This window comes from Lentibacillus sp. (genome assembly GCF_035301675.1).
Taxonomy (GTDB): domain Bacteria; phylum Bacillota; class Bacilli; order Bacillales; family Amphibacillaceae; genus Lentibacillus.
The window spans coordinates 37,816-60,961 of record NZ_DATGTT010000018.1; the positions used below are offsets into that span (position 1 = coordinate 37,816).

The 23,146-nt window shown below is 43.8% G+C and carries 24 protein-coding genes; 16 read left to right on the forward strand and 8 right to left on the reverse strand.

Translation table 11 applies throughout. The features are described 5' to 3' along the window. The first annotated feature begins 52 nt into the window (after nucleotides 1-52). The 3 genes from VK097_RS03585 to VK097_RS03595 all read left to right on the forward strand — a co-directional run bounded on the left by VK097_RS03585 (nucleotide 53) and on the right by VK097_RS03595 (nucleotide 2,058). Nucleotides 53-535 (forward strand): hypothetical protein, encoded by a 483-nt coding sequence (locus VK097_RS03585; RefSeq protein WP_324210432.1) that lies wholly within the window; start codon nucleotides 53-55, stop codon nucleotides 533-535. Continuing rightward, the gene (locus VK097_RS03590; RefSeq protein ID WP_324210433.1) at nucleotides 525-1,475 is read left to right on the forward strand and encodes an NERD domain-containing protein; all 951 of its coding nucleotides are present in this window, start codon (nucleotides 525-527) and stop codon (nucleotides 1,473-1,475) included. Before VK097_RS03585 ends, VK097_RS03590 begins: the two co-directional genes overlap by 11 nt. A 292-nt stretch (nucleotides 1,476-1,767) precedes the next feature. After that, nucleotides 1,768-2,058 (forward strand): hypothetical protein, encoded by a 291-nt coding sequence (locus tag VK097_RS03595; RefSeq protein ID WP_324210434.1) that lies wholly within the window; start codon nucleotides 1,768-1,770, stop codon nucleotides 2,056-2,058. Nucleotides 2,059-2,109: 51 nt separating this feature from the next. Here the strand turns inward: VK097_RS03595 and VK097_RS03600 are convergent, their stop codons facing one another. Both VK097_RS03600 and VK097_RS03605 read right to left on the reverse strand, forming a co-directional pair. Then, nucleotides 2,110-2,373, reverse strand: coding sequence for a hypothetical protein (locus VK097_RS03600; protein ID WP_324210435.1), 264 nt, complete (start codon nucleotides 2,371-2,373; stop codon nucleotides 2,110-2,112). 17 nt (nucleotides 2,374-2,390) lie between these two features. Then, entirely contained in the window at nucleotides 2,391-2,819 is a 429-nt protein-coding gene (locus tag VK097_RS03605; protein ID WP_324210436.1) for a DUF2935 domain-containing protein, read from the reverse strand. Nucleotides 2,820-3,014: 195 nt separating this feature from the next. Between VK097_RS03605 and ccmA the strand changes: the two genes are divergently transcribed. From ccmA to VK097_RS03620, 3 genes are all read left to right on the forward strand, one after another. After that, nucleotides 3,015-3,755, forward strand: a complete 741-nt coding sequence (gene ccmA, locus VK097_RS03610) for a heme ABC exporter ATP-binding protein CcmA (RefSeq protein ID WP_324210437.1) — start codon at nucleotides 3,015-3,017, stop codon at nucleotides 3,753-3,755. Continuing rightward, nucleotides 3,733-4,749, forward strand: coding sequence for an ABC transporter permease (locus VK097_RS03615; protein ID WP_324210438.1), 1,017 nt, complete (start codon nucleotides 3,733-3,735; stop codon nucleotides 4,747-4,749). Before ccmA ends, VK097_RS03615 begins: the two co-directional genes overlap by 23 nt. A gap of 63 nt (nucleotides 4,750-4,812) precedes the next feature. Further along, nucleotides 4,813-5,448 (forward strand): TetR/AcrR family transcriptional regulator, encoded by a 636-nt coding sequence (locus VK097_RS03620; RefSeq protein WP_324210439.1) that lies wholly within the window; start codon nucleotides 4,813-4,815, stop codon nucleotides 5,446-5,448. Between the two features lie 62 nt (nucleotides 5,449-5,510). Here VK097_RS03620 and VK097_RS03625 read toward each other — a convergent pair whose 3' ends face one another. Together VK097_RS03625 and VK097_RS03630 are read right to left on the reverse strand one after the other, a co-directional pair. Beyond that, nucleotides 5,511-6,206 (reverse strand): ChbG/HpnK family deacetylase, encoded by a 696-nt coding sequence (locus VK097_RS03625; protein WP_324210440.1) that lies wholly within the window; start codon nucleotides 6,204-6,206, stop codon nucleotides 5,511-5,513. 25 nt (nucleotides 6,207-6,231) lie between these two features. After that, nucleotides 6,232-6,963: a GntR family transcriptional regulator gene (locus tag VK097_RS03630; RefSeq protein ID WP_324210441.1), complete on the reverse strand. Its 732-nt coding sequence runs from the start codon at nucleotides 6,961-6,963 to the stop codon at nucleotides 6,232-6,234. Nucleotides 6,964-7,177: 214 nt separating this feature from the next. On the opposite strand from VK097_RS03630, the gene VK097_RS03635 reads away from it, so the two are divergent. Genes VK097_RS03635 through VK097_RS03650 form a run of 4 tightly spaced genes read left to right on the forward strand, consistent with a single transcriptional unit; the run spans nucleotide 7,178 to nucleotide 10,477 of the window. Next, on the forward strand, nucleotides 7,178-8,488 hold the full coding sequence (locus VK097_RS03635; RefSeq protein ID WP_324210442.1) for a 6-phospho-beta-glucosidase: 1,311 nt from the start codon (nucleotides 7,178-7,180) through the stop codon (nucleotides 8,486-8,488). 49 nt (nucleotides 8,489-8,537) lie between these two features. Continuing rightward, nucleotides 8,538-9,827, forward strand: a complete 1,290-nt coding sequence (locus VK097_RS03640; RefSeq protein WP_324210443.1) for a PTS sugar transporter subunit IIC — start codon at nucleotides 8,538-8,540, stop codon at nucleotides 9,825-9,827. 3 nt (nucleotides 9,828-9,830) lie between these two features. Beyond that, a complete protein-coding gene (locus tag VK097_RS03645; RefSeq protein ID WP_324210444.1) occupies nucleotides 9,831-10,169 on the forward strand; it encodes a PTS lactose/cellobiose transporter subunit IIA in 339 nt (112 codons plus the stop codon). Beyond that, nucleotides 10,169-10,477, forward strand: coding sequence for a PTS sugar transporter subunit IIB (locus VK097_RS03650; RefSeq protein WP_324210455.1), 309 nt, complete (start codon nucleotides 10,169-10,171; stop codon nucleotides 10,475-10,477). The genes VK097_RS03645 and VK097_RS03650 overlap by 1 nt, the downstream gene beginning before the upstream one ends. A gap of 131 nt (nucleotides 10,478-10,608) precedes the next feature. Here VK097_RS03650 and VK097_RS03655 read toward each other — a convergent pair whose 3' ends face one another. Then, nucleotides 10,609-11,013 (reverse strand): hypothetical protein, encoded by a 405-nt coding sequence (locus VK097_RS03655; protein WP_324210445.1) that lies wholly within the window; start codon nucleotides 11,011-11,013, stop codon nucleotides 10,609-10,611. 165 nt (nucleotides 11,014-11,178) lie between these two features. Here VK097_RS03655 and VK097_RS03660 point away from each other — a divergent pair, with 165 nt between their 5' ends. The 4 genes from VK097_RS03660 (at nucleotide 11,179) to VK097_RS03675 (ending at nucleotide 16,712) form a co-directional block, all read left to right on the forward strand. Then, nucleotides 11,179-12,255 (forward strand): glycosyltransferase family 4 protein, encoded by a 1,077-nt coding sequence (locus VK097_RS03660; RefSeq protein WP_324210446.1) that lies wholly within the window; start codon nucleotides 11,179-11,181, stop codon nucleotides 12,253-12,255. 313 nt (nucleotides 12,256-12,568) lie between these two features. Next, the gene (gene galU / locus VK097_RS03665; RefSeq protein ID WP_324210447.1) at nucleotides 12,569-13,441 is read left to right on the forward strand and encodes a UTP--glucose-1-phosphate uridylyltransferase GalU; all 873 of its coding nucleotides are present in this window, start codon (nucleotides 12,569-12,571) and stop codon (nucleotides 13,439-13,441) included. A 269-nt stretch (nucleotides 13,442-13,710) separates the two neighbouring features. Continuing rightward, nucleotides 13,711-14,820, forward strand: a complete 1,110-nt coding sequence (locus VK097_RS03670; RefSeq protein WP_324210448.1) for an acyltransferase — start codon at nucleotides 13,711-13,713, stop codon at nucleotides 14,818-14,820. 431 nt (nucleotides 14,821-15,251) lie between these two features. Beyond that, nucleotides 15,252-16,712 (forward strand): APC family permease, encoded by a 1,461-nt coding sequence (locus VK097_RS03675; RefSeq protein ID WP_324210449.1) that lies wholly within the window; start codon nucleotides 15,252-15,254, stop codon nucleotides 16,710-16,712. A gap of 126 nt (nucleotides 16,713-16,838) precedes the next feature. On the opposite strand, the gene VK097_RS03680 is transcribed toward VK097_RS03675, so the two are convergent. Further along, the gene (locus VK097_RS03680; RefSeq protein WP_324210450.1) at nucleotides 16,839-18,221 is read right to left on the reverse strand and encodes a VWA domain-containing protein; all 1,383 of its coding nucleotides are present in this window, start codon (nucleotides 18,219-18,221) and stop codon (nucleotides 16,839-16,841) included. 234 nt (nucleotides 18,222-18,455) lie between these two features. Here VK097_RS03680 and VK097_RS03685 point away from each other — a divergent pair, with 234 nt between their 5' ends. After that, nucleotides 18,456-19,202 (forward strand): hypothetical protein, encoded by a 747-nt coding sequence (locus VK097_RS03685; RefSeq protein ID WP_324210451.1) that lies wholly within the window; start codon nucleotides 18,456-18,458, stop codon nucleotides 19,200-19,202. Nucleotides 19,203-19,295: 93 nt separating this feature from the next. On the opposite strand, the gene VK097_RS03690 is transcribed toward VK097_RS03685, so the two are convergent. Beyond that, nucleotides 19,296-20,975: an aryl-sulfate sulfotransferase gene (locus VK097_RS03690; protein WP_324210452.1), complete on the reverse strand. Its 1,680-nt coding sequence runs from the start codon at nucleotides 20,973-20,975 to the stop codon at nucleotides 19,296-19,298. Nucleotides 20,976-20,986: 11 nt separating this feature from the next. Then, the gene (locus VK097_RS03695; protein ID WP_324210453.1) at nucleotides 20,987-21,694 is read right to left on the reverse strand and encodes a C39 family peptidase; all 708 of its coding nucleotides are present in this window, start codon (nucleotides 21,692-21,694) and stop codon (nucleotides 20,987-20,989) included. Nucleotides 21,695-21,818: 124 nt separating this feature from the next. On the opposite strand from VK097_RS03695, the gene VK097_RS03700 reads away from it, so the two are divergent. Beyond that, a complete protein-coding gene (locus VK097_RS03700) occupies nucleotides 21,819-23,132 on the forward strand; it encodes a UDP-glucose dehydrogenase family protein (RefSeq protein ID WP_324210454.1) in 1,314 nt (437 codons plus the stop codon). The last annotated feature ends 14 nt before the right edge of the window (nucleotides 23,133-23,146 follow it).

Here is a 23,146-nt window from a genome sequence, read left to right on the forward strand (position 1 = left end):
CGGCGGGCTTGGGAATTGAGGCGCTCGTGGATCAATTTCGCGCGAGATTGGCATGAAATCGCGCGACATCCGCATGATATCGCGCGACGACCAGCTGATTTCGCGCGACGCCCTCGGTATTTCGCGCGAGGGTGGCACAAGATCGCGCGACGCCCTCGGTATTTCGCGCGAGGGTGGAACGAGGTCGCGCGACGCCCTCGGTATTTCGCGCGAGGGTGGCACGAGATCGCGCGGCACCCTCGGTATTTCGCGCGAGGATGGTACAAGATCGCGCGACGCCCTCGGTATTTCGCGCGAGGGTGGCACGAGGTCGCGCGGCGCCCATGGAATTTCGCGCGAGGGTGGCACGAAATCGCGCGGCGCCCATGGTATTTCGCGCGACATGACTAAAATGCACAGAGAACAAACCTTCTTTAATGTTGATTTTCGGCAGCTGCCGAAAATCTTCATCTTGAAAATATTCTTTCTCCCTGATAAATGTGCTATATTAATATTGAATCCAAAACTAAATAAAGGAGCATACTATGAAGATTAAAACCCGTTCAAAACCTCTCCCACTCCGAAAGCTTGATGTGATCACTCCAAGATTATCCCCACACTTCCCACGGCTTCCTGAGATGAAGGAAGATGCTAAAAAGCAGGGACGAGGCTATTCAGGCGAAACCAAAGTTGATTATCACCTCGAAATTTTAGCTAGCCGGTACACACTTCTCGATGACGTCTATCTCCATAATAATGGTAAGAATTTCCAAGTTGATTCTCTTATTGCGGCAAATCATGCCATTTTCATAGTTGAAGCAAAAAATTATATGGGAACCATTATATTTGATTCAATCCTCAAGCAACTAACACGAAATGACGGTAAAATTGAATCAGGCTTTGAGTATCCCATTACCCAAGCGAAAAATCAGAAATTTCACCTCCAGAATTGGCTCTTAAAACATCAGCTCGCACATATCCCCATTTATTACTTTATTGCCATAGCGGACCCCTCAACCATCATCAAGGTGGACGGGAACCGTGAGGAAATTTCGAAAGTGGTTGCACACGCATCACGCATTCCCGGGATGATCATCGAGAAAGACCAGGAACTTGCTCAAGCAGGAAACGCCAAACTCCATGATTATAGGATTGGGAAAATAATCTTACGTGAATGTGGCGTATATGATATGAATATTATGGAGCAATATGGATTGACATGTAGGAATTTACTTCCAGGCGTCTTTTGTCCCGGGTGTGGGAAGCGCGGTATGAAGCGAATTCATGGCGGGTGGATTTGCCCAAAATGCAGGCATAAAAGCCATCATGCACATATTAAAGAGATTCATGATTATTTGTTATTATATGGGTCCATAACGAACACGGAATGCATGTGGCTGCTACGGCTGACTTCGAGGAGTACTGCGACTAGAATATTGCAAAAAAGCGGCTTACTATATTTGAATGGGCGCAAATGCTGGATTAAGAGGACGTGAATCTATTAAGCTGATACTTGTGAAAATTCGCGCGTATTTCGCGCCTAATCGCGCGGCACCCGCACCAAATCGCGCGACGGCCATGAAATTTCGCGCGAGGGTGGCACGAGATCGCGCGACGACCAGCTGATTTCGCGCGACACCCATGATATTTCGCGCGGCACCCACTCCAAATCGCGCGACTGCGGTACTCATTTGCCAGTTCCCGATTAGAATAGATTGCTGAACAAATGACTGCATATAAAAATATGGTATGATAGGTACTACAGAAATATTGAATGGGGGGAAAATTATGTCGTTGTCCAGAATTATGAAATGGGTGACCGGCGGGTGTGAAGCATTTCTGGGAATCCCGCTGATTGGCGGGTCGTTTATCCTCAGTACATCATGGGGAGCCTTGTTTGTTATGTTCATCCTGCATCTTGTTACGTTGCTTATCGCACGCAACGAAAAGGGGAGTATCGCGGGAAGCGTCCTCGGTATGGTCACCTCGTTTATTGGTGTTATTCCAATTGTCGGCATGATTATGCATATCATTACCGCGATTGTATTACTTATCGACGCTGCGACCCATAAGCATTAATACAATGCTATGGCGCAGCGTTTTTCGTATTTAATTATTTCATTAGCCGGTTTACTGCTTCTGCAAACCGGCGTGCGGGGCGTCTCCAACTCGAGCGAGAGCAGCCGGAACTCGAGCGAGAGCAGCCGGAACCCGTGCGGCAACACTCAAAACTTGTGCGGGAGCAGCCTCAACTCGTGCGGCAACACCCAAAACTTGTGCAGGAACGCTTGCAACTTGTGCGAGAGCAGCCTCAACTCGTGCGGCAACACCCAAAACTTGTGCAGGAACGCCTACAACTCGTGCGGCAACACCCGCAACTTGTGCGACAAACAACTCCCCCGCTCCTGAATTCAATTCTGTTCGTACAAAATCGTCTGTGCGATGCCTATAAAATACTCCGATTCATCAATAATATGATCAATCACGACTTTGGCTGTCTGGTTGCCCGAAACGGCAGCACTCTCGTTTTTAACCTGTCTGCAAAATTGAATAAAAGCGACTGACTCCTGCAGACAGAATGATACGAGATCGAGTACTTGCTGATGGAGTGCCGGCGAAATAGTGTTATGGCTCCTGATGACCGACTCAATGAATCGTTTCACATGCTGGTGTGATTGATTAAGTACCTCCTCCCAACGTTTTAGAGCATCAACATATTCATCCTCCAGATTGGTGACCAACTCCCGCATGACCACTGTATGCTCTGCTTCCTGCTGCTTCCAGAATTCCGTTTCATCCAACACTCGAAGCGGCATCTGACTGCCGTAATAAAATTGCATAATTCAGCCCCCTGCTATCAAAAAATTTGTCCAATAATATTTATGCCGGTTACAGCAGGTTTATGATTTCGATAATTAAAGAAAAAACAATTCATCTTTACAAAATCAATCGAATAAATTATTATAGTGAGTAATCACTCACTTCACACACAAAGATTGCAATTTAAATCGGTACTGCCAATTGGAGGGCTGCATATGTCCGATGTTGTCAAAATGGAAAACATTCAGCACAGCTACAACAAACAAACGGTGTTGAAAGAAGTGGATCTCGCCATTCCGGAAGGGCAGCTGTTTGGGCTTCTCGGTCCATCGGGGTCCGGCAAAACAACGCTCGTCAAAATTATCATTGGTCTTTTGACACCTGAGAGCGGAACCGTCCGAATTGAAGACAAACAGATGCCGTCATTCCAGCTGATGCAGAAAATTGGCTACATGGCTCAGTCGGATGCTTTGTATAATGAACTCACAGCCAGGGAAAACATGCAATTTTTCGCGACGCTCTATAAGATTCCCAAAAGCAAGCAGCGAGAAAGGATTGTTGAGGCAGCCGATCTGGTCAATTTGTCAGATGTACTCGATCAGACGCTTGAAACATTTTCCGGTGGCATGAAGCGACGCATGTCACTGGCGATTGCCTTGCTTCATCAGCCCGGACTGCTGATTTTGGATGAACCGACTGTCGGGATCGATCCTGTCCTTCGTGCTTCAATCTGGGAAGCATTTCGAAAAATGCAGCAAGCCGGTACAACAATTATCATCACGACCCATGTGATGGATGAGGCAGAGAAATGTGATAATCTGGCACTATTACGGGATGGTTATCTCATCGCCCAGGGCAGCCCGGAGGATTTACGTACACAAAGTGGTACGGAAACGCTTGAGACAGCATTTTTACACTTTGGAGGTGCCGGCCATGCGCATACAGGCAATCGTTAAACGGGTCACCCGGCAGTTTTTACGCGATAAACGCAGCATCGCTCTTATGATGGTCGCGCCACTCCTCGTGATGACACTGTTGTGGCTTGTCCTCGATATGGAAGATTACATTCCGACAATTGCTGTGACAGATGCGCCTGCACCACTAAGCGAAGCACTCGAGGAACAGGATGCTGCGATTTTGGAGACCGATGCCAGCCACGGTAAAGAAGCGCTGGCGAACGAGGATGCTGATGCCCATCTGTTATTCGATAATAACCAGCCCGAACTGACCATGGAAGGCAGCAACCCGACCGCAACGTCAGCTGTGCAAAATGTCATCAGCAGTGCGGTCAAACAGCTTAATCCAAATGCGCCAGATCTGGACGTATCGTTTCTGCACGGCTCATCTGATTTAAATTTGTTCGATAATACCGGCTCTGTCTTGATTGGCTTTTTTGTTTTCTTTTTCGTCTTTATCATTGGCGGGGTATCATTTTTGCGTGAACGGACACAAGGGACTTTGGAACGCATGATGGCAACCCCATTGCGGCGCTGGGAAATTGTTGCGGGCTATCTGCTCGGATTCGGTATTTTTATCGTCATCCAATCAATTATCATCGCAGCGTTTTCCATCTATGTGCTCGACATTTACATGGCGGGATCATTCTTGTCGGTGCTGGTGACCGCATTCCTGCTGGCTATCACGGCCTTAAGCCTTGGCACACTGTTATCGGCCTATGCCAAAAACGAATTCCAGATGATCCAGTTCATCCCGGTTGTCATCGTACCGCAAGTCTTTTTCTCCGGCGTTTTTCCGATTGAATCGGTCGAATGGATTGATGCGATTGGAAAAATCATGCCGCTCACGTATGGGGCGGACGCATTAAAAGCCATCATGATACGTGGGGAGGGCTTAAGCGCGGTCACCGTGGATATTGCCGTACTGATCGGTTTTTCAGCAGCATTCATCATATTGAATATCATTGCACTTAAGCGCCACCGGACATTATAAATTTCATTCAGTGGGTGGCTTTCCCGCTGCAAGTTAAGGTAAGTAAACACAGGAGGAAACAGCATGTCAGATATGATCGACACATTGCGCAATGAAAAAAAGCTGACGCCAAAACAAATCGAGGTTCTGAAAGCAGCCATCGAGCTGATTTCGGAAAAAGGCTACTACAATACATCAACAAGCGAAATCGCCAAGCGGGCAGGGGTTGCTGAGGGGACCATTTTCCGCCATTACCGCACAAAGAAGGATCTGCTCGTCGCAATCGTTACACCTGTCATTTCAGATTTTTCAGCGCCCTTTTTTGCCAAACAATTCGTTGATCAGGTGTTCCGTGAAGAGTACGCCAACTTTGAGGACCTGCTTTATGCGTTTATCAAAAATCGTTTCGAGTTTGCGCAGTCCAATGTTCCGCTGATTAAAATTCTGCTGCAGGAGCTGGCCTTTCATCCGGAAATCCAGGCGGCGTATAAGCGGCAGTTTACGGAAAAAGTCTACCCGGCCCTCAATCAGGCCATCGATTTTTACAAACAGAAAGGTGAACTCAAGGACCTTCCAAACGAGACAATCATTCGCACGATGGTACCGGCCATACTGGGATTCATGATGACACGATTTATTTTGAAGCCGGATCAAACCTGGGACGACGAAGCAGAAATCAAGCAGACAATTGACGTTATTATGGGAGGAGTTGGTCGTTGAAATCAACCTTTAACCAGTCATATTAAAAGCGAACTAGCTTTGGTTTGCATATTCTGTAAATATTACATCATTTCAACCCATTGCGGCGGAACAATTTGACACAATATTTTTCGCTCCTCTTCACGTTTTTCCAGATAGGAACTGATGGAACGCAAATCATCAATGTATGCAGGGTGGGTCATCACTTCGACTGACCGAGTGTTCAATTCCTTTAGCTCATCAAATACATCCACATTTGCGCCATCACCATAAAAATTCGGCCATAAGGATTCGGTAAGCAGAATTTCAGGATGCTCTTTTAGAGAATCCACATAACGGACTGGAACATTGTAATCGTGAGCCAGCGTAACAATGACTTCTTTTAACGGCACCCAGCCATGAATATGATGATGACTGTCGAGGTGATGCAATTTTAATCCCGTATTCAGAAATGCCTCAATTTGTGCCCGCCACTCCATCTCAACTTCTTTGATATTGGGCGGTTCCATTTCAAAAAATGTGTTTTTATAGCGGAAGTCACCATCTTCATTAACAAGGCCGGGCACATGATGACTAACGGGTTTTCCCCAGGTTAAAACAAGGTGAACACCCAGTCGTAAGGAAGGGTGTTTCCGTGCCTGACTCACAGCATAATCAACCGCATGACCGTTCATCATCATGGTAGCCGATCCGATAACACCGTCTTCATGTGCTTCGATAATGCCGTCTGTAACCCCTTTTGTTAAACCAAAATCATCTGCATTAAATAATACCTTCATAATAAACCCCCTCAGTCCCTTAAAGTTAATGTTCGTCCGTAGAATAATTCCGCTCAATCATAAAGTTTGTTTTATCTCCCCTAAAATAAGACCGCGAAAATTCCACTTTATTGCCGTTGGTATCATGTGCAATTGTTTCAATATAAAAACAGGGCAAGCCTGGTTCACACTGCAGGAGCGCTGATACCTTTTCATCTGCCAAGGTTATTTCCACATGCTCGGTTGTTCTGGCGATGTGTACACCGAAATCTTTTTTTAAAGCCGCATACAAAGATGTTTCTGCATGCAGCTGGGTGATGCCGGGCGCAACACTCCACGGGATATATGAAATTTCATATTGTGTCGGTTCATCATTCGCATGACGCGTTCGCTCGACACGCTGGATCGGGTCATTCCCGGCAACTCCTAGAGATTGTTCAAGTCGCTCTGTTGCCGGTACAACCTGAATACTTATTAACGCAATTTTAGCTTTTTTTCCCTGGACAGCAACCTGATCACTGTAACGTTTCATTGTATGGGAAAGCGTCTGACTTACTTTTTTGTCCGCGACATAAGTTCCCTTGCCTTGTTTGCGGACTAAATATCCCTCAAGTGTAAGCTGGTTTAATGCTGATCTGACGGTTGTTCTGCTTACATTAAAGTCCTTGCAGAGTTCAAGCTCAGTAGGAATTTGCTTGCCTTTTTCATAGTTTCCGGATTTAATGCGATTAAGTAATTCTTCTTTTATATACGCATGTAACGATTGATTTTTTTCCATAATGTACTCCTTCAAGTATCTTCTTATATAAGTTTACAAAAGAATACAACTGAACACAATGTTTTAATTATTGTAGTAACAATTAAATAAAATGTTATAGACAATAATATAGTTGTATGATACATTTTAATCAGTAATAAAAACATTCGGAATTCCGTTGTTTTCTGACCTTATATAAAAGCGTTTACAAAGTTAAAAAAGGAGTTTGACCGAGATGGGATTAAAATTAGTAGTCGTTGGCGGAGGATCCAGCTATACACCGGAGATAATAGAGGGTGTGATACAACGGCATGACAGTTTTCCGGTAAGTGAAATTGTGCTGGTGGATATTGAAGATGGGAAAGAAAAGCTTGAAGTGATCGGTAATCTCGCATTACGGATGATTGAAAAGTCCGGTAAACCTATTAAACTATCATGGACAGTTGACCGGAAAAAAGCACTTGAACATGCAGATTTTGTTTCAACACAAATACGTGTTGGCGGTCTGGATGCACGTGCTAAAGATGAGCGAATTCCATTAAGTCATGGGTTTATCGGGCAAGAAACAAATGGTGCCGGCGGAATTATGAAAGCATTTCGCACAATTCCAGTATTAATGGAATTGGCGGCGGATGTTCATGCGATTTGTCCGAATGCATGGATTATCAATTTCACCAATCCAGCGGGGATTGTGACCGAAGCTCTGTTGAAACATTCAGCACACAAAAAAGTGGTTGGGGTTTGTAACATTCCGTTTAACATGCGGTATTCCACAGCGGAAATATTAAACGTTTCACCCGATGATGTACGAATCGAATTTGTCGGCATGAACCATTTTGTGTTTGGAAAAAAAGTGTATGTCCAGGGAATTGATCGTACAACTGAAGTTTTAAAAACGTTGCAGGGAGACGGACTGGATTATTCACCGGCAAATATCGTGAACCTGGGGTGGTCGAAAACATTTATCGAATCTACTGGTCTATTACCCAACCCTTATCATCAATATTATTTTCAGACGAGAGATGTGCTGGAAAAAGATATTCAGTCGTTTAACGAACACGGAACACGGGCTGAACAAGTGCAGGAATTGGAAAAGTCGCTGTTTGAATTATACGGTGACCCGGAATTGCAGGATAAACCAAAAGAACTGGAGGAACGGGGAGGTGCGTTTTACAGTGATGTGGCATGCAGTCTGATGGATTCGATTTATAACAATAAAGAAGATGTGCAAACGGTAAACACCACCAATAACGGATCAATTCCTGATTTGCCTGTTGACGCGGCGATTGAAGTGAACTCGGTTATTACCGGGCACGGACCAGAGCCGATTGCACCCGGACCATTGCCATCGAGTGTCAAAGGTGTTGTCTATCAAATGAAAGCGTTTGAGGAACTTGTCATCCAAGCTGCTGTAACCGGTGATTATAACGATGCGTATAAAGCATTTGTGATGAATCCCTTAATAGCTGATGAAAAGAAAAGCAAGATTTTGCTTGATGAATTGCTGGAAGCACATCGAGCGTTTTTACCACAGTTTTATTCTTAAGGTTTTAATAGGGAGAGGGATTTTTACAATTTAACAAGGGGGAATTGGAATGAATAGTAAGTTCATGCAGAAATTTATTGAAATTGCAGGTCGTATTGGTTCCCAGCGTCATCTTGTAGCCATTCGTGATGGATTTATAGCCATTATGCCGTTAATTATTATCGGTTCATTAGGTATTTTGATTAACAACTTTCCGCCGCTTGGCGCATTTGAGTTTGTTGGATGGATGAACGGTATATTCGGTGAAGGCAATTGGCAAGCAGTCGGCGGCAGTATCTGGAATGGTACCTTTGCGATATTGGGACTGTTAGTAGCTTTCTCAATTGCGTATAATCTGGCTAAGGGGTATGAAGTTGACGGGTTGTCAGCGGGACTTATTTCAGCGGCATCCTATATTATGCTAGTACCTTGGACAGAAGATGGCGGGCTGACGGTAACCTGGCTTGGAGCACAAGGCTTGTTTGTAGGTATCATCGTAGCCTTGATTGTTACTGAAATGTTCCGCATTCTTGTTCAGTCGAAGCTTACCATTAAAATGCCGGAGGGAGTTCCTGAAGGGGTTATCAAGTCATTCCAGGCATTGATTCCAGCAACGATTATTTTACTGGTTGTCGGGCTGTTCCAGGCACTTATTACCGTTTTTGTGGAAATGAGTATTTTTGAAGTTATTTTTAATGCTATTCAGGAACCATTGCAAGGATTAGGTAATACATTACCGGCAGCGATCATTATTTCTTTCTTGAATCATTTATTATGGTTCTTTGGCCTGCATGGAACAAACATTATCGGATCGGTTATCGAACCACTTTATTTACCGCTTATTGAAAAAAATCTGGAGCTTTTTGGAAATGGCATGTCGGCATTCGACGTACCTTACCTGGTGACAAAGCCATTCCTGGATTCATTTGTATTCATGGGCGGTTCCGGAACGACGATTGCCTTATTAATTGCAGTCTTTATCGTATTACGCAGAGAACGGAAGCACCCATACAATGAAGTGGCAAAGGTAGCTGCACCTGCAGGTCTCTTCAATATTAATGAACCAATCATCTTTGGGCTGCCGATTGTATTGAACCCGGTAATGCTTATACCGTTTATTCTAGTTCCGGTTACGTTAACCATTCTGTCATATGCAGCGCTTGCAACAGGCATCGTTCCGAAAACGGTGGCGATTGTGCCATGGACTACACCACCAATTTTAAGCGGGTACCTGGTAACTGGCGGAAGCTGGCGGGGAATTGCTCTGCAAGTTGTCAACCTCACAGTGGCCACGTTAATGTACATTCCGTTTATTAAGGCAGGAGCAAAAGCAGTATTTAATCAAAAAACGGAGGGATAAAACATGACGAACGAAGCAACTGAAGACATGCAACTGTTATCATTCAATATTATTCTGCATGCCGGGAATGCCAGATCCAATGCAATGGAAGCTATCACTCTGGCAAAAGAATACAAATTCGATGAGGCACGCAGTAAAATAAGTGAAGCTGATAAAGAATTTACCGAAGCACACCATAGTCAGACAAAACTGTTGCAGGATGAAGCGGAAGGAAAACAAAATGAAGTCACTGTTATTCTGGTACATGCACAGGATCACCTGATGACAGCGATGACAGTGAAAGATTTGGCGAATGAAATGATTGAGATGTATGAAAAAATGAAACAATTAGAGGAGCGATAATCATGAACATTGTTTTAGTATGCTCAGCGGGAATGTCCACTTCCATGCTCGTGAATAAAATGCTTAAGTCTGCTGAAGACAGGGGAATCGATGCAGAAATTAATGCTGTTGCGGAATCACAGCTGAAAAATCAGCTGAATGAATTGGATGTTGTTTTAATCGGACCACAAGTACGCTATCTCGAAAAACAAATAAGACAGCTGGTTGAACCAAAGGGGATCAAAGTCGGTATCATTGACCAAATGGCATATGGAATGGTTAAAGGTGAAAAAGTGCTGGATCAAGCAATCGAATTGCAAAATGAATGACTCCTTAGGATGGGGCCGGGATAATCCCCGATGAGCAAAAATAAGAAGCGTGGTACTCACCAAAATGCGATAGTGAAGTACAACGCTTCTTATTTTTACATTTCTAAGTTATCCCTATGATCCATCCCTTTTTATGATGGCATCATTGAAACTAAACCGACGAGTGAAGCAATTGGAATGAACATAACCAATGGAATGGCAATCATTGCAAATTTGCGAACTGCCTTTTTTGATTCGACTTCGACGTCCACATTCTTCTGGAGATTCATGAATAAAACACCGAACCCCATCAACAGAACAATGATGAGCCCCGGAATATACAGGTCTTCAGGGATGATGACCGGTGCCGCATTGGCAAGTCCAAATACGATCAGTAAAATTGGAATCACTTCGGCAATGGCAACCCGAATGAAAAAATGTGTTTGGATCTTTTTGAACCTTTCCGGATTTTCACGTATTTTTTCCAAGTTTATTTTAAAAAGGACTACAATCGGAATAACGGCAAGTAAAGCAGCTGCCACAAAAACATATGCCATGAAGGCGCCTCCCCCAAGTTAATATTATCCATTACAGTTTACTATAATCCCATGAACGCCTCAATAAGGGATGCATTCATTAATTTGCCCCATCCCCCTATATTCCGCTATAATTTAACCAATAACAACATCGTTCGACAACAAGCATTTCCAAGGAGTCCGATCATGTTTAATTATACCGATTTGGCGATCGCTTTTTTTATTGCCCTCATTTCGACTTTTTTGCTTACATTTCCTGTCAAAAAACTGGCCATTAAACTAAAAGCGGTTGATTTGCCGAACTACCGTAAAATACATAAAAAAGTGACCCCGAGGATAGGCGGAGTGGCTATATTTGCAGGAGTTATTATGGGCGGGCTTTATTTGCAGCCGTTTCACCCGCATCTGCCGGAAATCATTCTTGGTGCGATCGTCATTCTACTCACCGGTGCACTGGATGACCGTTTTGCTATCAGGCCTGTCATCAAACTGACCGGTCAGCTGATTGCCGCGTCATTTCTTATTTCATCCGGACTGATCATCGACCGGATTACGCTCCCGATTATTGGTATGATTGATCTTGGGTTTATGAGTGTGCTGATTACAGTATTATGGATCGTCGGCATTACGAACGCAATTAATCTGATTGACGGGCTGGACGGGCTTGCAACAGGTGTCACGACAATCGCGCTCTCGAGTATGTTTATCATGGCGATTATTGATGCCAGGGTATTAGCGGCTTATTTGTGCATTGTACTAATTGGCGCCAATCTCGGCTTTTTGTATCACAATTTTTATCCGGCAAAAATTTACATGGGCGATGCCGGATCGAATTTTCTCGGCTATATGATTGCGGTAGTTTCCATTGTAGGACTGTTCAAAAACATTGCTTTGTTCAGCTTCATCATTCCGGTCATCGTGCTGGCGGTCCCGATTTTTGACACCCTGTTTGCCATCGTCCGCCGCGCCTATAATAAAGAGCCGATCATGATGCCGGATAATAAGCACATACACTATCGATTGATTGCAACCGGGTTCAGCCACCGCAAAACCGTTTTGATCATTTACGCATTCAGCGCCCTGTTTGGTACGATGGCTATCCTCTTTTCGTATGCCAGCCTGACAACAGCACTTGTCATCACATTTCTCGTTCTGCTGCTGCTGCAGATTTTTGCCGAAATCGGCGGCGTAGTCATGGGTGGTAAAAGGCCTGTCATTGATTCGGTTGGACGCGTGTTTCGAAGACGGGAGAAGCAGCAATAAGATGCTTACGAGTATGCCGATGCAATTGAGAAAGATGCAAAAGCTAAGGATATTACTGAAGAGGAACTTTATACCCCAGGTGGGATTTCTCCGGGATTTTACATAATACCTCATCTGTTTTACTCTTCTTATTCTTAAATTACTCCAGTTAATTCTGATTGTACCGAGTTTTTATAACAATTGATAGACTACAGCGATTTTGAGCTGAACTATGACGCATTCCTGGAAACAAACCTTTTTCACATAAATTAATCAAATCCATGCAACCACAATAAATATAGGCTACAATAGATTCAAGCAAGGAGGTATAATCATGCAACAAATCAAAAAAGCCATCATACCTGCAGCAGGACTTGGGACAAGGTTTTTGCCGGCAACGAAAGCGATGCCGAAAGAAATGCTGCCGATCGTGGATAAACCGACAATCGAATATATTGTTGAGGAAGCTGTGAAATCAGGTATTGAAGATATCATCATTGTCACCGGTAAAGGAAAGCGGGCAATTGAGGATCATTTCGATCACTCACTTGAACTGGAAGACAATTTGATGAAAAAGGAAAAATTTGAGCTGCTGGAGCGGGTTAAAAAATCAGCAAATGTTGATATCCATTACATCCGGCAAAAAGAGCCAAAAGGACTGGGACATGCCGTCTGGTGTGCGCGTAAATTCATTGGCAGCGAGCCGTTTGCCGTGCTTTTAGGTGATGACATCATCCAAAGCGAGACACCGGGATTGAGTCAAATGATCAGTGAGTACGAAAAAGCGAAAGCATCGATCATCGGTGTACATAAAGTACCGGAAGATGAGACACATCGTTACGGGATTATCGATCCACAGGAAAAGTCCGGCAATCTGCATCAGGTGAAAAACTTTGTCGAGAAACCAAAGCAGGGAACCGCGCCATCCGACATGGCGATTATCGGCCGGTATATTCTGACACCGGAGATATTTGATTTTCTGGGAGAGCAAAAACTTGGCGCCGGCGGAGAAATCCAGCTGACTGACGCCATCCAGGAATTGAATAAAATTCAGCGTGTATTTGCCCTTGAAATTGACGGCAGCCGCTATGATGTCGGGGAGCAGCTTGGCTTTATCCAAACAACGATTGAAATTGCGCTGTCGCGCGATGATTTGCGTGAGCCGCTGATGGCATATTTGGACGAACTGCATTCAAAAATTACATAAAAGTGCACGTTCGAAAAGGAGGATAAAAAGGACCGAGAAGTTCGAGGCGGCGCAATGTCGAGCCGCGGAGAAACAAACTCGATGTGCCATTTTTACCAGACTTTTTGAACAACCTCTAAAAAGAAGGTTATCAATTTATAAAAGCCACGTTACAGACGGTGGCTTTTTTGTTATTGGAATGTAAACCGCATCACACTCTGTTTTCAAGACTCACTTCCGAATAGATTTAACTAGATTGAGAAGGATGTTAACAGGGAGTGTACACTGCGATGGAGCGCAATTACAGTATTGATTTCTTAAAGTTTTTTGCCATTTTTGCTGTCGTGTGTATCCATACAGGAACACTAAAAGACGTGCAGGGCAGTATTGATGGTGAAACAATTGATTTTATCATCGACACAGCGGCGCGGTTTGCTGTGCCATTATTCTTTGCAGTGTCCGGATTCCTGTTTTATCAGAAGTTGCATACACTGCAAGGATTTGAAGCACAGCTGCGTTACGCCAAAAAATACATTATAAAACTGATCAAGCTATGGGCGGCATGGTTTGCATTTTATTTTTGCTTTGATCTGGCAATCAACTTCATCGAAACGGAGAAAAACCAGGGTGCTCTTTTGGTCATGTACCATGATTATATTGAAAGTTTTTTGTCGTGGGAAACCTTTTACTATGGCTCAGGGCATAATCAGTATCATTTGTGGTTTTTGCTTGCATTGATCTGGTCTGTCGCAGTGCTTTTCATTTTTGCAAAAGCAAGGCTTGTGCGTGTACTTTTTGTTCTTAGCCTAGGCTTGAATATATATGGACTTGCCGGTCAATCGTATTCATTTTTAGCGGATGTGCCATTTGATACAAGGGATGCGCTGTTTTTCGGACTGCTCTATACGAGTATGGGCGCGTTGTTTGCCCGTTATGGTGATCGTCTGAACCAAAAGGCGAACAATCTGCCAGACTTTTTTTACGGTGCATTACTTGTCGCCCTTCCTTTGATTCAAGCGTTGGAAGGATATGTGACCATTAAACAATTCGGCGGAGACACTGGAGAATACTATCTTACGACGATTCCGTTAATTGTCATTTTGTTTATGTTCATTATGAAGCATCATTCGATTGGAAAAGGTACACTAATATCAAAGATTGGATCCCGGGCGGTGGGCATTTACGTTTCACATGTCTTTATTATGGAAACGATTGAAATTTTTATTGGACGTATTGGTATAGAAAGTGTGCAAGATACACTCATTTGGAATATTATCTTTACACCACTTGTGTTCATGACAGCTTACTTGTTTTATGAAAGACTTCAGCAAATCAAAAAGAATGGGGCGGCAGTTTTTCAAAGCAGAAAGGCACCATTTATGCGCCCAAAAAATAATTAATCAGATGTTGATTTTCGGCCGCTGCCGAAAATCTTCTGTTATAAGGAGTCATGCGTGCGAGGGGCATATGAACTTGTGCGACAGGCTCCCCAACTCGTGCAGGGACACCTGAAACTTGTGCGGCAGCACTCAAAACTTGTGCAGAAACCGTATAAACTTATGCGACAGCACAATAAACTCGTGCAGCAACGTCCCGAACTCGTGCGACACCAGCTTAAATTAATCCGCCACCTCCCAACCAGCAAACGCGGCAGAGCCGGAAATACGCTCAAAACGGACTGTAATTCATACTGACCATCATATCATAGTCATTTGCTCTGAATTTATACCAATTTCCATACATTTTCTCATCCAAATGAATTTTGCGAAAATAGTCGGAATTTGATATAAATGAGTGGTATGACAAAAGAGATCCACAAAGGAGACGAAGCATGGAAGAGCGTACAACATTGAAGAAATCATTGAAGCCGCACTGGGTCTGGGCGATTGCGCTAGGTTCCTCGATTGGCTGGGGGGCATTTGTGCAGCCGACGACCTGGATGTCAACAGCGGGTCCATTAGGCGTCATCCTGGGCTTCAGCATCGGGGCGCTGTTGATGATGCTGATTGCTGTGAGCTACGGATTTCTCATCAAAAGTTTTCCGGTATCAGGCGGAGAATTTGCTTATTCGTATATCAGTTTAGGACGCACACATGCGTTCATCAGCGGATGGTTTTTGACGCTTGGATACTTATGTATTGTCGCGTTGAACGCATCCGCATTTTCATTAATGGTTAAATTTGTGTTCCCATCACTGCTTGAAAGCATGCACATGTATACGATTGCAGGCTGGGACGTTTATTTCACCGAAGTGATTATCGCTTCTGTATTATTAGGTGTTTTTGGCTATTTCAACGTTAGAGGATCAAGTTTATCAGGCCGTATGCAATTTGTATTCTGTTCGATTATGGTAATTGGCGTCATAGCCATTACGTTCATGGTCGGTGCACAACCCGGGGCGGGTCTTTCCAATGTCGCGCCATTATTCCCGACTGATACAACCGCATTTGCAGCAGTCATTTCAATTGTTGCAATTGCACCATGGGCATATGTTGGGTTCGATAATGTCCCGCAGGCAGCGGAGGAATTCCATTTTTCATCCAGAAAGGCTTTTACATTGATTATTCTGGCCATTTTCTTTGCTGCGCTGCTTTACAGCATGATGATTATTGCCACATCCATGATCGTGCCGTGGGAGACACTCGTTGCGCAGGAAGAAACATGGGGGACAGCTGAAGCGATTCAAGGGCTTCTTGGTAATATGGGCGTCGTTATTCTCGTAACCGCTCTCACCATGGGGATTTTCACAGGATTAAATGGCTTTACCATTTCATCAAGCCGCCTGTTATTTGCCATGTCCCGTGCTAAAATTATCCCGGCAGCCTTTTCCAAACTGCATCCAAAATATAAAACACCATATGTCGGCATTATATTTACCGTCGTTGTTGCGATGCTGGCGCCATGGTTTGGCCGCCAGGCACTGACATGGGTGGTTGATATGTCCTCTGTCGGTGTAACGATTGCTTACTTTTATACCTGTTATACGGCATTTACCTTATTCAAACGGTCCAAGGACAAGAAATTTAATCCAAAAAAGCATGTCGTTGCACCCGGGAAAAAGGCCCTTGCAGGATTCGGTATGGCAGCGAGTGTCACATTCCTTGGTCTGCTGCTGATTCCAGGGTCACCGGCAGCGCTGGGATTTGAGTCATTCATCGCACTCATTATCTGGATTGCCCTCGGCGTTACTTTCTATATGGCAAACCGGACGGAATTAAAGAAAATACCAAAAGAAGAACTCAATTACTTGATTTTAGGAAATAAAAAAGTTGAAGCAAAAAATCGTGGCTAGGGAAATAGAAAAATCCCGGAACTGTACTTTCAGTTCCGGGATTTTTTGATTATATCAGAAAGTATAAATTTTTGGCTAGTTCGTACGTCGCTAAACGGGCGCCCCGAGCCTTTGTTCATAATCTCTTTAATCATTATCATATTTCTCTTTCATTTCATCGCCTTTTTCATTAATTTCTTCTTTTAATTGATCACCTTTCTCATCAACCGTTTCCAACAGCGAATCGAATTCATCCTCTAAGCCGCTAAGTATATCTTGGCGCTGTTTAATCATGCTGATCACTTCATTGCCGACTTCATCGCTGATCTGTTCATTATTCTCCAAGTAATAAACAGCATCCTTAAGATGGCCTTCTTCATCGTAGGTCAAATTTTTGAAATCACTTTCTTTGCCGTATAATTCATTCTTTTTATCCGTCTGCTCACCGGAGACGTTGTTGTAATTATCTGCGTTCCATGAACTCCATTCATTATACAGCCGGACACGTTCATCCTCCCAGACTTCCTTGAAATCATCGCCTGAATCGACGGTTTTAAATTCCCCGCCGCCTGCTTCAGCTACTTTAAGCAGCTGCTCCTGACCTTTGCTGTCAACGTCAAAACCGATAATATTGATGACCGCTTCGATATTGGAATCATGCAGTGCCTCTGCGGCCTTGGCTGGGTCTCCTCCACATGTTTCAACACCGTCACTGACGACGTAGATAATGTTTTGACTAGCATCTTCAGCTTTTTCAAAGTCCTTTTTGGCTTCGGATATGGACTTGGCAATTGGTGTCCAGCCAGTCGGCTCAAATTTATCCAGTGCATCGCCGAATTTTTCATTATCATAAGACTGTAACTCATAAACCAGTTCAGTACTGTAGCACGATACTTTCTTATCACTGTCGGCGTTGCTTCCTTTATGCCCATATACTCTTAACGAGACATTGGAGGCTTCGGGCATCGAGGCGACAAAATTGTTAATGGCTTCTTTCGCCTGTTTCATTTTGGTGGTCCCGCCGATTTTTTGTGCCATACTGCCACTTGCATCAAGAAGGATGGCGATATTCGCTGTTCCGTTAACAGTCTCGCCGTTTTCAAGTTTCATGCTGCCAGGTGTATCGGAAAGAGCAGTTTCAATCTGTGGGTTAAAATTTTTGACAAACGAATGATACTCCTTATATTGGCCGGATTCGCTCATTAGATTGAGCAAATGAGCGTATACCTGAAAACTGTCTTTATCCTGAAAGTTTTTCTCATCTAGCGCACGATGTACCACTGCTTCGTTATACTTGTTGCCCGCATACTCCCCCGGGTCCTGCTCGATGATTTCTTCAATCGTTGTTGCGACTTCAAAGTCTTTCTCAGGACTTTCCGTTTCTTCTTCTTTCGGTTTCTGCTCTTCAGACTGTTCAGCTTCTTCCTTTTTCTTATCTGTACCTGAAACTGATTGCTCATCTGAACCGCAAGAAACAAGCAAAAGACTGACAATTACCGCAACAGCAGCCAAAATAAAGCTCTTTTTCATCAAATCCCTCCGAATATTTCCCTTCTTATAAATCTAAGATCATATTCCTAAGATAATACTACCAAATCAGGGAAATATTTCAATGAAAAATCGATCATTTGTCCTAAATGTTATAGCACGACCACCCAGTGACGCTTGCGGTCATAATATTATTTCCGGCAAAATGTGTCATACAATTTACTTTTTGACAATTTTTTTATAAGATAAGGGCAATCCATTGATTGGAGGTGCCGTATGGGTCAAACAAAATGGAAGAAAGTCTTAATAGCAGCAAATATAACCGGTGTTGCAGCTATTATTATTATTATGTCGCTGCACGAATATAACCCGCCAACCCCTGCTGACAAGGAAGCTGAGGCTGAGGATTCAGAAGAAGAAACTGAACGTGTTCAGCCCGATACTGCTATAACGGCAAGGCAAAACAGCGAAGACTATACAACTCCGGTGATAAATATCAGCGAGAAAGATATGGAAGAAAAAACGCCGGAATCAGATGATGTGGACGAGACTCAAGAACTGGCCGATCATACAAATGAAGAAACAGCAGAGACCACCGATACGGGGGAACAGGCAGCTGCTGATACTCAGGAATCATCGTATAATTATTCAAGTTCATCGGCCAACGCCCCACAGACCAGCACATCACAGGAAGAAACAACAACAAACACAACAAAGAATTCAACGGAATCTGAGGATAAAAACTTTAAAGATAAAGAAACAAAATCATCCCCGTCCGATGAAGAAGATAAATCAAAAGATGAAACAGATAAACAAGAGGATAAGTCCAATGATGATGAGAAACAAGAAACTGGGGAGTCAAAACCTAAAGACGAAGAATCCTCATCAGAAGAAGAGTCTTCTAATAATTCGGAAGAACCAGAGGAGCCAAATCAGGAAGAATCCGGAAATACGGAAAAACCTGATGAAGAATCATCTGAACCGGGAGCAGAGTCTAAAAACCCGGATAACCCGGAAAATTGAACCTTTATTTTATGGAAAAAATCCATGAACAAGACCGGGCTCTACCTTCACCCGGTCTTTTCTTATAAACGGCTTTGGAATAAATCCTGACCGCTATTCATTTAATTTAAACTTGTTTTCCCACGTATTCGTATACAGTGAATATCTGACGGAGCGATAAACCCATGCACCTTTTGGAAAATCCGTTATTTCCGCCTCGAATACCACGTCGGACTCCTTGTTGTGTGTTACCTCGACAATATTGCTTTGCTCACCGGAATCGACATGGCCGAAATCAATTAACATGTTGCCCTTATCCTGCAGATAGCGGGCACTGCCGATAATATTGGTAAAGAATGCCTCGCCGCGTTCTTCACCATAGCTCCAGATCACTTCCGCTTCTTTTGTCTTTTCGTTGATACGGTAGTGAGTGGCAGCACTGAACTGCTTGGACAAATCCTCATCACCGCGTGTAACGACCACATTATTGTCATACAGCAGCAGATCAAGTGTGTCCGGATTGTTATCAAAATCAGGAAGAATGTTCGCGTCATGCTGGCCGCCCGGGTATTTGAAGTCTTTTCCCTGACCATCAATCAGGTGCTCCTGCATGGTTTTATTCCAGCCTTCCGGATACGCCAGCATCCATTTTATCTCTTCGGTTTCATAATCAATCTTCATTACCGTATCACTGTTCCGGCCGGAAATGATGATACTGTCATCGCGCTCATCATACACGACGGAGTTTTGATGAAACCAGTCTGTCGAACCATCTTCACTTTCGGTACTGTCATAGTCTTCATAAGCTTCCGCAGGGAATAGATCTTTTAAATCGATTTTTTTCACAACATCACCGGTTTCCCTGTCGATTTCAATCATTGTGTCCTCCATATATTTATCGCCATTGTCATTTACTGTCAGCAGCAGATTGCCTGATGGCAGTTCAGCGGCATCGTGATGAATTAAGGTTCGTTCCATTCCTTTGGCTTCCCTTTCAGCATCTGCATCACTGATCTTGAAAGCATTATAGAGTTTGCCCATATAATCTGTTTCAAACAGGCGATTATAGGCAGTTCCGCTGTTATCATCTTTACCCAGATATAAGAGGTGTCCGTTGTTTAATTCCTGGAGGACATGGCTGTTATATCCTGATCCATACCAGCGGATGTCACCATTTATATCAAAACCGTAAACAAATTTTGTACTCGGAATGGCAAAGGTCAGTTCATTTTTTTCAATATCCACATTGTTTTTATCAACAGTTTTAATGTCAACATCCGGTATATAATCCGGCAGTTCACCTGTTGTGATGGTTATTGTTTTTTTAAGTGTTTCCCCGGATTCCGTTTCCGCTGTGATTTTTACCGTATTGTCATGGTCAGGGTAAAGACCCAACACAGGCAGTTCGTGATGTGTTTTAAAGTCCTTCATGGTTTTCGAAATATTCGTTTCATCATCTTTGCCTTTAACGGTAAAAGAAACTTTGGCAGCTTCATTCGTGTCAAAAATGACTAACGCCGCCAGTGGACTTCTGTTATACGGATCAAGTTTCACATACGGATCATCCAGGGTACTGCCTTCACTTTCGGATAAAATGTCGGATTCCAATTGCTCCTGCTCATCCAGAAGGTTTTGTGCTTTCTCAGGAGGATGTTTATATTCCGCTTCCTCTTTTTCTTCGTCCTGGTTATTGGTTTCCTGCTGCATTTTTTCAGTTTCTTCATTATTATTATTCAAAAAGAAGAAAAGAGCCAAAAGTACAACAGCAATGATAGCTATAACAATTTTTTTCATGTCAACCTGCCTCACATTTTTTCGATCTCATTTATTTTTGCTTTGAGTGTTACAGCACGTTTGCCCAGTGATGCCCAATTCCGTTCAAACAGTTCGCGGTCATAATATTCCGCTTTACCGGTATGCGGATCATGCGCAATGACACCATCGCCATAAACACCCGTCAGCACAACGGCATGTTCATTCTGGTACCAGTCAATGACATCACCATCATCGTCTGTCCATGTTTTACCGTAATATGTCTGCCGTTGTTCAAGCGTCGTCCAGGCCATAACCGGTTTTCCCGATCGGACGATGTTTAATATTTCTTCAAAAGGCTGTCCCGTCAAATCCACACCGTATCCCGGCATGAATTCTTCAAGCGTTTCCAATATCGGTCTCTCAAACACACCAAAACTGCCATCATCTGAGTCAGTATACGGGTCTCCGACAAATGCTTTATTCGGGTGAGTGCCTTTCAATTCACCGTCGATTTCATGTACTTTGGGTCCTTTCCGCAGTTTATCTGCCACGGAATATTTGCTGATCGGATCATTAAGCCCCCAGCTTAACAGCATTGCAAGTGATGTTGCCTCACACCCCGTCGGCAGATCCGGATATTGGTAATAAAGGGGGACGCCGCTGATGCGCGTATTTCGCTTCGGAGCACGGGCTTTTTTGCTGCTTGTAATGAAAATAATCATGAATAGAAAAAGTCCGAGAACGATTTGTTTTATCACTGTTTTCGCCTCCCATCTTTAGCTTACTACAACATAATAACAATCGTCCATTACTAAAAAAACTTCTATCATCATAAACATTAACCAGAAGCTTATTAAACATCAAGTTAGGTGGGATCAAAACGTGAATATCGCTGTCATCGGCACTGGTTACGTAGGGCTTGTCACAGGTGTATGCTTATCTCATATAGGGAACAGCGTCACGTGTATTGATATTGATTTGGATAAAATTGCAAAATTGCAAAATGGCCTGTCTCCCATATATGAGGAAGGCCTGGAAGAAATGTTACGGACGAATCTGCACCGGAAACAACTGAATTTCACGTCGGATTATAAAAAGGGCTTAACAGACAAGGACGTCATTCTGCTCGCAGTTGGCACACCGCAGCATGAGGATGGATTCGCTGATTTATCAGCACTCTTTTCCGCCTGCAGAGCAATCGCCCCGCACTTACATGAACATACAATCATCGTAACCAAAAGTACGGTTCCCATCGGCACGAATGAACGTATTAAACAATACATGGAACAAAATGGCGTCCAACATTTTTCTGTCAAAATCGTCTCTGCTCCAGAATTCCTGCGTCAGGGATCGGCCGTTCATGATACATTTCACGGTGATCGGATTGTGATTGGCGGTGAAGACCCGGCAGCTGTGCAAACAGTTGAGGAACTCTACCGGCCGTTTAACATTCCAATAATCAAAACCGACCTGAGAAGTGCTGAAATGATCAAGTATGCATCTAACGCTTTTCTGGCTGCAAAGATCAGTTTCATTAATGAAATGGCCAATCTTTGTGAACATGCCGGTGCGAATGTAGCAGATGTGTCACAAGGAATCGGAATGGACAGACGTATCGGAAAACACTTTTTAAGTGCCGGGGCAGGATATGGCGGGTCCTGTTTTCCAAAGGATTTGAGTGCCATCATAGCGTATGGCAGAGATGTGGATTATCCATTGTCAATTTTGGAGAACGTTCAGGCTGTCAACGAACGGCAAACTGTATTATTGGCGGAAAAAATCCGGAAAAAGTTCGGTCATCCGGAAGGGAAAACGTTTGCCATATTGGGACTGGCATTCAAGCCGGGTACAGATGACATGCGAAATGCTCCGTCAATCCCGCTCATCAACGAGCTGATCGAATCAGGCGCCGGGATTAATACGTTTGATCCGGCTGCAACCGAGAATGCCAAAAACATCTTGCCAAAAGGCGTGAACTATGCCGGAACAATCGATGAAGCATTGGCCGGTGCTGATGGCGCTGTTATTGTGACCGACTGGCAGCAAATTAAAGACTATCCGCTCAATTCCTTTAAAAAGCATTTGGTTAATCCGGTCATATTTGATGGCAGAAACTGCTTTTCGCTGGAACAAATGAACGGCAGCGGTATTGAATATTATTCAATCGGCCGCCCGGCGATACATCTAAAAGGTTAAGAGTTGGGATAAAT

Bases quoted from the DNA above. Each gene is read 5' to 3' on its own strand.
- VK097_RS03585 (WP_324210432.1), top strand. From the start codon at position 53: ATGAAATCGCGCGACATCCGCATGATATCGCGCGACGACCAGCTGATT.
- VK097_RS03590 (WP_324210433.1), top strand. From the start codon at position 525: ATGAAGATTAAAACCCGTTCAAAACCTCTCCCACTCCGAAAGCTTGAT.
- VK097_RS03595 (WP_324210434.1), top strand. From the start codon at position 1,768: ATGTCGTTGTCCAGAATTATGAAATGGGTGACCGGCGGGTGTGAAGCA.
- VK097_RS03605 (WP_324210436.1), bottom strand. From the start codon at position 2,819: ATGCAATTTTATTACGGCAGTCAGATGCCGCTTCGAGTGTTGGATGAA.
- ccmA (WP_324210437.1), top strand. From the start codon at position 3,015: ATGTCCGATGTTGTCAAAATGGAAAACATTCAGCACAGCTACAACAAA.
- VK097_RS03615 (WP_324210438.1), top strand. From the start codon at position 3,733: ATGCGCATACAGGCAATCGTTAAACGGGTCACCCGGCAGTTTTTACGC.
- VK097_RS03620 (WP_324210439.1), top strand. From the start codon at position 4,813: ATGTCAGATATGATCGACACATTGCGCAATGAAAAAAAGCTGACGCCA.
- VK097_RS03625 (WP_324210440.1), bottom strand. From the start codon at position 6,206: ATGAAGGTATTATTTAATGCAGATGATTTTGGTTTAACAAAAGGGGTT.
- VK097_RS03630 (WP_324210441.1), bottom strand. From the start codon at position 6,963: ATGGAAAAAAATCAATCGTTACATGCGTATATAAAAGAAGAATTACTT.
- VK097_RS03635 (WP_324210442.1), top strand. From the start codon at position 7,178: ATGGGATTAAAATTAGTAGTCGTTGGCGGAGGATCCAGCTATACACCG.
- VK097_RS03640 (WP_324210443.1), top strand. From the start codon at position 8,538: ATGAATAGTAAGTTCATGCAGAAATTTATTGAAATTGCAGGTCGTATT.
- VK097_RS03645 (WP_324210444.1), top strand. From the start codon at position 9,831: ATGACGAACGAAGCAACTGAAGACATGCAACTGTTATCATTCAATATT.
- VK097_RS03655 (WP_324210445.1), bottom strand. From the start codon at position 11,013: ATGGCATATGTTTTTGTGGCAGCTGCTTTACTTGCCGTTATTCCGATT.
- VK097_RS03660 (WP_324210446.1), top strand. From the start codon at position 11,179: ATGTTTAATTATACCGATTTGGCGATCGCTTTTTTTATTGCCCTCATT.
- galU (WP_324210447.1), top strand. From the start codon at position 12,569: ATGCAACAAATCAAAAAAGCCATCATACCTGCAGCAGGACTTGGGACA.
- VK097_RS03670 (WP_324210448.1), top strand. From the start codon at position 13,711: ATGGAGCGCAATTACAGTATTGATTTCTTAAAGTTTTTTGCCATTTTT.
- VK097_RS03675 (WP_324210449.1), top strand. From the start codon at position 15,252: ATGGAAGAGCGTACAACATTGAAGAAATCATTGAAGCCGCACTGGGTC.
- VK097_RS03680 (WP_324210450.1), bottom strand. From the start codon at position 18,221: ATGAAAAAGAGCTTTATTTTGGCTGCTGTTGCGGTAATTGTCAGTCTT.
- VK097_RS03685 (WP_324210451.1), top strand. From the start codon at position 18,456: ATGGGTCAAACAAAATGGAAGAAAGTCTTAATAGCAGCAAATATAACC.
- VK097_RS03690 (WP_324210452.1), bottom strand. From the start codon at position 20,975: ATGAAAAAAATTGTTATAGCTATCATTGCTGTTGTACTTTTGGCTCTT.